This window comes from Mycobacterium lehmannii (assembly GCF_002245535.1).
GTDB classification, from domain to species: Bacteria; Actinomycetota; Actinomycetes; order Mycobacteriales; family Mycobacteriaceae; genus Mycobacterium; species Mycobacterium lehmannii.
The window spans coordinates 219358-229479 of sequence record NZ_NKCN01000006.1; the positions used below are offsets into that span (position 1 = coordinate 219358).

Here is a 10122-nt window from a genome sequence, read left to right on the forward strand (position 1 = left end):
GGGCGGTGCGTGTCGACGAGAAGCGCAGCGCCGATGCCTACCGGCGTGACCTGTGGGTGCACGACACGCTGGCCGACGCGCTGCGCGACGCGGCGACTTCGACTCCCGACCGAATAGTGTTGGTGGACGGCGATATCCGGCTCACATGTCGCGAGCTGTATGACCGCGCCGTGGCCCTGGCGCACGCGTTGATGTCGCGCATGCCTGCGGGCAGTGTGGTGTCGTTCATGCTGCCGAACTGGCACGAGGCCGCGGTCATCTACCACGGCGCGACGCTGGCGGGCATGGTGGTCAACCCGATCCTGCCGTCGCTGCGCGATCACGAGTTGACGTTCATCCTGCACGACGCCGACGTCCGGGCGGTCTTCGTGCCGTCGGCGTTCAACAAACACGATTACGTGGCGATGCTGGACCGGGTCACCGGCGCGATGTCCGCCCCACCCGAAGTTGTCGTCGTGCGGGGAGACGCCGGCGACCACACACCGTTCGAATCGCTCGTCAGCGGCGCGGGCACGGGTGTCCTGCCGGTGCTGAACGCCGACACGGTGCGCATGATCCTCTACACCTCGGGGACCACCGGCCGGCCGAAAGGCGTCCTGCACACCCACAATTCGATCCACGCGTTGATCCGTCAGATCGGCGAGCACTGGCGCGTGGCGGCCGGCGACACGTTCCTCGTGCCGTCCCCGATCGCGCACATCGGCGGGTCGATCTATGCGTTCGAGTGTCCCCTGCTGCTGGGCAGCACCGCCGTGCTGATGCAGCGCTGGGATCCGGATGCGGCGGTGACGTTGATGCTCGACGAGCGGGTCACGCACATGGCGGGGGCCACGCCGTTCCTCGACGGGTTGCTCGTCGCTGCCGAGCGGGCCGGAACACGACTGCCCGAGCTGAAGGTGTTCATCTGCGGTGGCGCGTCGGTCCCGCCGTCACTGATCCGCAGCGCCACCGCCTATTTCGCCAAGGCGGCGGTGTCCCGCGTTTACGGTTCGACCGAGGTCCCGGTGACCACGGTCGGCTCACTCGACGACACCGAGCACGCCGCCGACACCGACGGCAGGCCGGGTATCGCCGACATCGAATTGATAGACGGCGAGATCCGCGCTCGCGGGCCGCAGATGCTCGTGGGCTACCTGCATCCCGAAGACGAGACCGACGCATTCGACGGCGACGGCTACTTTCGCACCGGCGACCTCGGTCGGTGGGTCGACGACGGCTTCCTCGTCGTCACCGGCCGCGCCAAGGACATCATCATCCGCAACGGCGAGAACATCTCACCCAAGGAGATCGAGGACATTCTCATCGGCCATCCGGGCGTCGCGGAGATCGCCGTCGTCGGCATACCCGACGAGCGGACCGGTGAGCGCGCGTGCGCCGTCGTGGTGGCCAGTGACCAGCCGCCGCCGGATGTCACGGCCATGCGGACGATGCTCGAGGAGCACGGGGTCGCGCGGTTCAAGGCACCCGAGCAGGTGGCGGTGTGGGAGTCGTTGCCCAAGAACGACGCCGGAAAAGTGTTGAAGCATCGCATACGAGCGGCGCTGATATGACCGCGGACGCGAGGAGCAAGAATGGTTCAGGTAGCGATCGTGACCGGGGCGAGCAGCGGCATCGGCTTCGGTTGTGCGACCAAACTGGCCGAGGCGGGCATGGCGGTGCTGGGCACCGGCCGCGACGAGACGAGGCTAGCCGGGTTGACGAAGGCCGTCGGTGACCCCGATCGCGTCGCGACGGTTGCGGTCGACCTCACCGCCGACGACGCTCCGCAGCGGATCGTCCAGACCGCACTCGACCGTTGGGGTCGCATCGACTTCCTGGTCAACAACGCCGGCGTCGGCAGCCCCAAGCCGTTGCACGAGACCGACGACGAATCCCTGGACTACTTCCTGGGATTGATGCTGCGGGCGCCGTTCCGGCTGGCCCGCGACGTGATCACGCACATGGAGGCCGGCTCGGGGATCGTCAACGTGACGTCGACCTTCGCCGTTGTCGGCGGCCTGCGCGGTGGCGCGTACTCCGCGGCCAAGGGCGGGTTGACCTCGCTGACTCAGCACATCGCATGCCAGTACGGACCGCAGGGAATCCGGTGTAACGCAGTGGCTCCCGGGGTGACGCTGACGCCGATGGTGGCGACGCGACTCGAAGATGAGCGGTTCCGCAAGATCAACACCGAGATGACCCCGTACCCGCGGTTGGGCGAGGTGAACGACATCGCCAGCACGGTGGCGTTCCTGTGTTCGGAGGGTGCGAGTTTCATCAACGGGCAGACGATCGTCGTCGACGGGGGTTGGAGTTCGACGAAGTACCTGTCGGACTTCGCGCTGAACGCTGAATGGGTGGCCCGGCAGTGAACCTGTTCGCCCTGCTCGATCAGGCCGCGAGCCGCTTCGGTGACGGTGGCGCGGTGTATCACGGTGAGCGGCAACACCAAACGTGGGCGCAGTTGCGGGACCGAGCCCTGCGGTTGGCCGCCTCGCTGGGCGCGCCGGGCACCCGGATCGCGGTCGCCAGCGAGAATTGTCCGGAGATCATCGAGCTGATGTTCGGGGTGTGGGCCGCCGAATGTGTGTATGTGCCCATCAACTACAAGCTGCACCCGCGCGAGATGGTGCAGATCCTCGAGGATTCCGGCGCCGCGCACGTGTTCGCCTCGCCGAAGATCGCGTCAGCGCTCGAATCGGAGACGGGGGTCCCGGTAACGGTCGTGGGTACCGACGGCTACGAAACCTGGTTCAGCGCAGAGCCTTCGGAACCTCCGACCACCGATCCGGAGGCTTTGGCCTGGCTGTTCTACACCAGCGGAACGACCGGCAAGTCCAAGGGCGCGATGCTGTCACACCGCAACCTGATGGCGATGACGGTGTCACACCTGGCCGACTTCGACTCTCCCGACGAGAACTGCGCCCTGGTGCACGGCGCGCCGATGTCGCACGGTTCGGGGCTCTACATCCCGCCGTACGTGCTGCGCGCGGCGCGCCAGGTGATCCCCGAGTCGGGGGCGTTCGAGCCGAACGAGTTCCTCGACCTGTGCGAGCACCATCCCGGGTGCAGCGCGTTCCTCGCGCCCACCATGGTGCAACGCCTGGTGCAGACCGGTCGCGATTGTCCGCCCAATCTGCGGACCATCGTCTACGGCGGCGGCCCGATGTATGTCGAGAGCCTGAAGAAGGCGATGGCCGCGTTCGGTCCGGTCTTCGTGCAGCTGTACGGCCAGGGAGAAGCGCCGATGACCATCACGGGGTTGCGCCGAGCCGATCACGTCGGCGCCGACGACGCCGTTCTCGGATCGGTCGGCTATGCGCGCTCCGGGGTGGACGTGGCGGTGCGCCGGGCCGACGGAACACCTGCCGATGTCGGTGAGATCGGCGAGATCGTCTGCCGCGGCGACGTCGTGATGTCGGGCTACTGGCAGAACCTCGAGGCCACCGCCGCGACGCTGCAGGACGGCTGGTTGCACACTGGCGACATGGGCTCGTTCGACGACCGCGGCCTGCTCACGCTGCGCGACCGGTCCAAGGACGTCGTGATCAGCGGGGGCAGCAACATCTATCCCCGCGAGGTCGAGGAAGTGCTCCTCGAACATCCGGGGGTCGTCGAGGCCGGCGTGGTCGGCGCGCCGGACGAGGAGTGGGGCGAGGTGGTGGTCGCGTTCATCGTCGGGTCGGCGTCGGCCGACGAGTTGGATGCTCACCTGCTCGACCGCATCGCCCGGTTCAAGCGCCCGAAACGCTACGAGTTCATCGACGAGCTGCCCAAGAACAGCTACGGCAAGGTGCTCAAGCGGGAGCTGCGCGACCGGGTGCGATCAGTGCCGCGGTAGCACCGTGTCCGTCATCACAGATGATCGTGGTTTGGAGCCGATTCCGTCGGGGTATCAAGCGGGCTGCTCTACCGAAGGATGACGATGACCGACCACATGCCGACCGCCGACGGGTCGCCCGCCTCCGACGGGCTGGCCACGCTGGCGCTGCTTCTGCATGCGATGGCGTTGTTGGCCTCGACTGCCTGCCTTGCCGCGTTCCTCATCGGGCATTCGACCGTCGCGCTGGCGGCCGGAGTTCTCGCGGTGCTGCACCTCGTCGGCGCCAGAGCCACCGTCTTCCTCGACAGCAGCCTCGAGAAGCGCCGCCTCGGCCGAGAGGCATCGGCCCGGCCGTTCGGCGAGTACGCCCTGGCCGCCGGCTCGCTCTGACGCGAAGAACCGACCCGCCTACTGGGCCGGCGCGAACACCGACTTGAACCGGTTCAGCGACTCCTGGATATCGCTTCTGAGGGCTCCGGCGACCACCATGCCGATGGGACCGAACAGCGCGGGACCGCCGAGATGCACGTCGAACGTGACCGTCGATCCGGTGGGCTCCTTCTGGGCCGGTCGCACCTTGCCGATCAGCTTGACCTTCACGCCGCCCTTACCGTCGCCGTTGAGCGTCATCGCCTCCGGCGGACGGTAGTGCACGATGGTCCACTTGATCCGGTTCGGCATGCCCTTGACTTCGACGATCGACTCCAGCGTCGTGCCCTTCTCGAGCGTTTCGGGCAGCTTGGTGCGCCACACCCGGTGGATGCTCAGCCACTCCTTGTAGCGGGCGAGGTCGGATGCGCACGACCAGGCCTGCTCCGGCGGCAGGGGGACGTCGACGGATACGGAGAGTTTGGCCATGGCTCAGGGCTGCGGTGGCTGCTGCTGCGGTGGCGCCTGGGGCGGTTGCTGCTGCGGCGGAGCCTGGGGCGGTTGCTGCGGTGCGCCCTGCGCGGACGGGTTGTCCTTGTTCACGTAGTTGCGCGCCGCGTCCTGGACCTTGTCGACGTGCTGAGCGTATTTGCCCTGCGTCTTGCGGTCGACGATGTCACCGGCCTTGTCGATCGCGGTGTCCACCTTGTCGGCGTTGCGGGCCAGCAGATTCTTCACCTTGTCGAGAAATGCCATGCACTAGAGGCTACTCGGCACGCCACAGCCGACGTCGCTCTCCCAGCACCGCGCCCTGCACCCACCAGATCACCTCGATCGCGGCGGCGGCGACCACGCCGATTCCCAGCGCGATCGACGTCGTCTTGGCGTTGGAGATGTCGAGCATGAACAGCTCCTGCGCCAGCGGTATGGAGAAGATCAGGACGTAGGCCAGGCCGGAGACGACGACCAATGCGACCCGCCACCACTCGTACGGCCGCGCCACGACCGCGAGAACCCAGATCGCCCCGACCAGCAGGGTGATCAAAGCCGCGGTCGAGGCCTGGGTCTGCTCGACGGCCGTGGCTTCGCGACCCTGGTACGCGGCCAGATACGAGACGAACGTCGCGACACCGATGACCAGCCCCGACGGCAGGGCCGCCGTCATCACGCGTTTCACGAATCCGGGGTACGCGCGCTCCTTGTTCGGCGCCAGCGACAGGATGAACGCCGGGATGCCGATCGTGAACCACGCCGCGATCGTGACGTGGATCGGCTGGAACGGGAACAGCAGCGGGTCGGTGCCGAAGAACTTCGACGCCAGGCCGGCCAGGCCGACGAACGTCGCCAGCAGCACCGAGTACACGGTCTTGGTCAAGAACAGGTTCGAGACGCGTTCGATGTTGCCGATCACCCGCCGTCCCTCACCGACGACATACGGCAGCGTCGCGAACTTGTTGTCCAACAACACGATCTGGGCCACGGCGCGCGATGCCGAGCTCCCCGACCCCATCGCGACACCGATGTCGGCGTCCTTGAGCGCGAGTACGTCGTTGACCCCGTCACCGGTCATGGCGACCGTGTGCCCGCGGGACTGCAGGGCGTGCACCATCGCCCGCTTCTGGTCGGGGCGGACCCGGCCGAAGGTGGTGTGCGACTCCAGCGCATCGGCCAGCTGGTCGGTGACCTCCGGCAGGTTCCTGGCATCCATGCACTCGCCGTGCAGGCCCAGTGATCCCGCGACCGCCCCCACGGACACCGCGTTGTCACCGGAGATGACCTTGATCGAGACCTTCTGGGAGGCAAAGTAATCGAGGGTGTCGCGCGCGTCGGGCCGCACGCGCTGTTCGAGGACGACCAGAGCGGCGGGGGTCACGGTCCCGGGAGCGTCGGGGTGGTCGACGGGCAGGTCGCTGGCCCCCAACAGCAGCACCCGCAGCCCGGAGGAGCCGATCCGTTCGGCCTGTTCGGCGATCGGGGAGCCCGGTGCGCACAGCACGTCGGGGGCGCCGATCACCCAGTTGCCGTGCTCGCCGTAGGACGCGCCGCTCCACTTGGTGGCGGACTTGAACGGCGCGGTGGCCGTCGCCGTCCACCCGGGCGGCATCTTGTACGCCTCGGCGATGGCCTGCATGCTCGCGTTCGGGCGGGCGTCGTCGGCGGCCAGCTGCGCCAGAATGTTTGCCACGTCAGCCTCGTCGAGCCGCTCGAGATCCGAGACGCGCATACCGTTCTCGGTCAGTGTGCCGGTCTTGTCGGCGCAGACGACGTCGACGCGGGCCAGGCCTTCGATCGCGGGCAGCTCGTTGACCAGACACTGCCTGCGGCCCAGCCGGATCACGCCGACCGCGAACGCGATCGACGTCATCAGAACCAGGCCTTCGGGCACCATCGGCACCAGCGCACCCACCATCGCCAACACTGACCGCTTCCAACCGGATTCGGTGGTGAACAGCTGGGTGTAGATGGTCAGCAGCCCGGCGGGGATCAACAGGTACGTGATGAACTGCAGGATCTTGTTGATGCCGCTGCGCAGTTCGGAGTTCACCAGGGTGAACTTGCTGGCCTCCTCTGCAAGCTTGGCCGCGTACGCTTCCCGGCCGACCTTGGTGGCGCGGTAGGCTCCGCTGCCCGCGACGACGAAGCTGCCCGACATGACCTGGTCGCCAACGTCTTTCGCGATCGGGTCGGCTTCCCCGGTGAGCAGTGACTCGTCGACCTCGAGGTTGCTGTCCTCGACCACCTCACCGTCGACCACGATCTGATCGCCGGGCCCGAGTTCGATGATGTCGTCGAGGACGATCTCGCTGGGACTGAGCTGCTGGGTGGCGGCTCCCCCACCGGTCTGCCTGCGCACCAACGGTTTCGTCTGACCGACGATCGCGAGCTTGTCCAGCGTCCGCTTGGCGCGCAGTTCCTGGATGATGCCGATGCCGCTGTTGGCGATGATCAGCAATCCGAAGGCGCCGTTGATGATCGAGCCGGTGGACAGCACGATGATCAGCAGCACGCCGAGGATGGCGTTGATGCGGGTGAACACGTTGGACCGCACGATGTCGGATACGCTGCGCGCCGCCCGCGTCGGGACGTCGTTGGTCTTGCCGTCGGCGATGCGTTGGGCGACCTCGGCTTCGGTCAGCCCGGCGGCCTGGATTTCGGGTGCGGCGGTCACTTGACGAACGTGCCCTTCTTGAACGTGTCGTAGTACTCCAGTATGAGCTTGTCACGGTCGACCCCATCGAACACCGCGGTGGAAACCGTTCCCGGCGGCGCGTTCTCGGTGACGAAGGAGAACGTGAAGGTGTTGCCGTCCCAGTGCTCGAGCGGCACATCGAGCTTCGAGCCGAGCGCCAGCCGCAGCTCGCCGTTGCGTTCGATGACCCGGGCGGGCCCCCAGTAGTCGTTGCGGTAGGTGCCGACGTACGACGCGAGCGGCGCAGCGGGTACCGGGTTGGCCGGCGGCTGCTTGCCGACCAGGGACCCGACCGGCTTCTCCATCTCGGCGAACGCCCCGCTGTAGAGGCCGTACCAGTCCTCGCGCACCTCGCCGAACTGCACCAGGTCGGCGAACTGCGCGGCCAGCGATTCGGGGACACCCGAAGGGGTGGCGTTGGTGAGCGCGACGATCGCGACGTCGGCCGACGGCAGGATCAGGAAGGTCGTGCCGGCGCCCAGCTCGAAGGCGCCCGAATGGCTCAGCTCCATGCGCGCCGCCGACGTCGAGCTGACGTTGAAGCCGAAGCCGTAGAAGCCCGACCTGGCCGCGGGTTCGGTGGCCGGGCTCGACACGATCTGCGGGGTGAGCGCGGGCAGCAGGGCCTTCGGGGCGACGATCTGTCTGCCCTCATGGTTGCCGTTGGCGAGCACCATGGCCAGCCATCGGGTCATGTCATTGACCGACGAACTCGCACCGCCCGCCGGGGCTTCCGGGTCGGCGTCACGGACGAACGCCGGTTCGTAGCGCTCGTCCATGTGGATGTGGCCGACCGCGCGGTTCGGTCGGGCCCGATAGTCGGTGAACCGGTAGCTGGTCTGCCCCATGCCGAGCGGACGGAACAGCACCTCGTCGGCCAACACCTCCCACGGCTTGCCCGCACCGACCGCGACCGCCTCGGCGCCCGCTGTATACCCGAAGTTGGTGTAGGCGTAGGAGATCCGGAACGGGTCCAGCGGAAGCTGGCGCAACCGTTCCAGCACCTGCCTGCGGTCGTACCCGAGGTCTTCGAGCATGTCGCCGGCGTGGTCGGGCAGCCCAGACCGGTGCGACATCATGTCGCCGACGGTGACCATCGAGGTGACCACCGGGTTGGACAGCGCGAACCACGGCAGCTCGGACACGATCGGGGTGTCCCAGCTGACGGCGCCCACACCGACCTGGTGGGCAACCACGGTCGCCGCCAGAGACTTCGACACCGACGCGAGCTGGAACACCGTGTCGGGGTCGACCCGGTTCTCGTCCCCGTCGGGCTTGGTGGCGTCCTTGACTCCGAACCCCTTGGCATACACGGTCTTTCCGCCGTGGACGACGGCGACCGCCATACCGGGGATTCCGGACTTCCGCATCAGGTCCTCGGCCATGCCGTCGAGTTCGGCCACCGCGTTGTCCACCGCGTTCTCCGGAAGGGGCATCGCGGGCACCAGCGGCGGGGGCACGTCGGGCTGCGCACCCGGGGCGGCCGGCGGGGACGGCGGAGCGGGTTCGGGGCGATCGGCACCGCAGCCCGCGACGAGCAGCACCCCTACGACGGCCACCCTGGCCAGTGCTTTCATGAGCTGAACGGTAACCCGGCGAGCGCGCTGTTGTGGTGCTCGAATCGCCACTGGGTATGCAAAATGCCCGGGCAGGCGGGGCTAGAACCGCCACCACGGGTCGAGCGCCGGCGCCGCGTCCAACCTGACCCGTTGCCCGGGCTTGGGCACCGCGATCTGCACCTTCTCCGCGTCGGCCGCCCGCAGCAGCCGCTCGACCGGTTCGGCCCACGGGTGTGGCGCGAGCCGGAAGGTGGCCCAGTGGATCGGCACCAGCAGCCCGCGGTCGGCTTCGGCGACGTCCAGGTGCGCCTTGACCGCCTCTTCGGGGTTCATGTGGATGTCCGGCCACGCCGGGTGGTAGGCGCCGACGGGCAGCAGCGTCATGTCGAACGGCCCGTGGTCCATGCCGATCTGGGCGAAGCTCTTGGTGTATCCGGTGTCGCCGCCGAAGAAGGCGCGGTGCCGGGGGCCGATGATCACCCAGGATGCCCACAGCGTGGTGTTGCGGGTGAACTGGCGACCGGAGAAGTGCCGCGCCGGGGTGCACACCAGGGTGAGCTCGCCGATCGTGTGGCTCTCGTTCCAGTCGAGTTCGACGATCCGGCTCTCCGGTATCCCCCATTTGCGCAGGTGCGCCCCGATGCCGAGCGGAACGACGAACGGCGCCCGCTGAGTGCGGGCCAGGCCGGTGATCGTGTCCATGTCGAGGTGGTCGTAGTGGTCATGGCTGACGATGATCGCGTCGACGGCGGCCAGCGCCTCGAGCGGAGCGGGCACCTCGTGCATCCGCTCCGGACCGACCGTCTGAGACGGTGAGCACCGGCGGCTCCACACGGGGTCGGCCAGCACGCGGTAGCCGTCGAGCTCGACGAGCGCCGAGGAATGTCCGAACCAGCACGCCGACACGTGCGTCGAGTCGAGCTCGGTCGGTGACGGGGTGACGACGGGAATCTTGCCGTCCGGTTTGGCGACGCCGCGCGATCCGATCAGCTCACGCACCAGCAGTCGCTGCTGTTCGGCGTCGATGCTCATCATCGACGCCGGTTCGAGGTTGACGAACACACCGTCGCGGTAATTCGGGGAGTGCCGTGCGACGCGTTCGATCTCGGTGGGCGAAGCGCCCAGCGCCGCGGGTGCGCCCTGCAATGCGCGTACCAGCCATCCGCCGGCCAGCAGTGAGGCCGTGCCGAAGCCGAGGCGCA

Annotated in this window: 9 protein-coding genes; 4 read left to right on the plus strand and 5 right to left on the minus strand. The window is 67.8% G+C overall.

Translation table 11 applies throughout. The annotated features are described in order from the left end of the window. Nucleotides 1-5 precede the first annotated feature (5 nt). From CEX87_RS09900 to CEX87_RS09915, 4 genes are all read left to right on the plus strand, one after another. Nucleotides 6-1550 (plus strand): AMP-binding protein, encoded by a 1545-nt coding sequence (locus CEX87_RS09900; protein WP_094286962.1) that lies wholly within the window; start codon nt 6-8, stop codon nt 1548-1550. A 21-nt stretch (nt 1551-1571) separates the two neighbouring features. Beyond that, a complete protein-coding gene (locus CEX87_RS09905) occupies nt 1572-2351 on the plus strand; it encodes an SDR family NAD(P)-dependent oxidoreductase (RefSeq protein ID WP_067396666.1) in 780 nt (259 codons plus the stop codon). Continuing rightward, nucleotides 2348-3820: an acyl-CoA synthetase gene (locus CEX87_RS09910; protein WP_094286997.1), complete on the plus strand. Its 1473-nt coding sequence runs from the start codon at nt 2348-2350 to the stop codon at nt 3818-3820. The genes CEX87_RS09905 and CEX87_RS09910 overlap by 4 nt, the downstream gene beginning before the upstream one ends. A gap of 84 nt (nt 3821-3904) precedes the next feature. Further along, nucleotides 3905-4192: a hypothetical protein gene (locus tag CEX87_RS09915; protein ID WP_142301078.1), complete on the plus strand. Its 288-nt coding sequence runs from the start codon at nt 3905-3907 to the stop codon at nt 4190-4192. Nucleotides 4193-4210: 18 nt separating this feature from the next. Here the strand turns inward: CEX87_RS09915 and CEX87_RS09920 are convergent, their stop codons facing one another. The 5 genes from CEX87_RS09920 to CEX87_RS09940 all read right to left on the minus strand — a co-directional run. Next, nucleotides 4211-4660 (minus strand): type II toxin-antitoxin system Rv0910 family toxin, encoded by a 450-nt coding sequence (locus tag CEX87_RS09920; protein ID WP_064412203.1) that lies wholly within the window; start codon nt 4658-4660, stop codon nt 4211-4213. A 3-nt stretch (nt 4661-4663) separates the two neighbouring features. Then, entirely contained in the window at nt 4664-4927 is a 264-nt protein-coding gene (locus CEX87_RS09925) for an antitoxin (protein WP_067396662.1), read from the minus strand. 10 nt (nt 4928-4937) lie between these two features. Then, a complete protein-coding gene (locus CEX87_RS09930) occupies nt 4938-7322 on the minus strand; it encodes a cation-translocating P-type ATPase (protein WP_416171897.1) in 2385 nt (794 codons plus the stop codon). 14 nt (nt 7323-7336) lie between these two features. After that, entirely contained in the window at nt 7337-8938 is a 1602-nt protein-coding gene (locus CEX87_RS09935) for a serine hydrolase (protein ID WP_094286965.1), read from the minus strand. A gap of 81 nt (nt 8939-9019) precedes the next feature. After that, the coding region (locus CEX87_RS09940; RefSeq protein WP_094286967.1) for an MBL fold metallo-hydrolase at nt 9020-10122 on the minus strand (1103 nt) is incomplete at its 5' end.

Excerpts from the sequence above, each read along its gene's own strand:
- CEX87_RS09905 (WP_067396666.1), top strand. The coding sequence starts at position 1,572 with ATGGTTCAGGTAGCGATCGTGACCGGGGCGAGCAGCGGCATCGGCTTC.
- CEX87_RS09915 (WP_142301078.1), top strand. The coding sequence starts at position 3,905 with ATGACCGACCACATGCCGACCGCCGACGGGTCGCCCGCCTCCGACGGG.
- CEX87_RS09920 (WP_064412203.1), bottom strand. The coding sequence starts at position 4,660 with ATGGCCAAACTCTCCGTATCCGTCGACGTCCCCCTGCCGCCGGAGCAG.
- CEX87_RS09925 (WP_067396662.1), bottom strand. The coding sequence starts at position 4,927 with ATGGCATTTCTCGACAAGGTGAAGAATCTGCTGGCCCGCAACGCCGAC.
- CEX87_RS09935 (WP_094286965.1), bottom strand. The coding sequence starts at position 8,938 with ATGAAAGCACTGGCCAGGGTGGCCGTCGTAGGGGTGCTGCTCGTCGCG.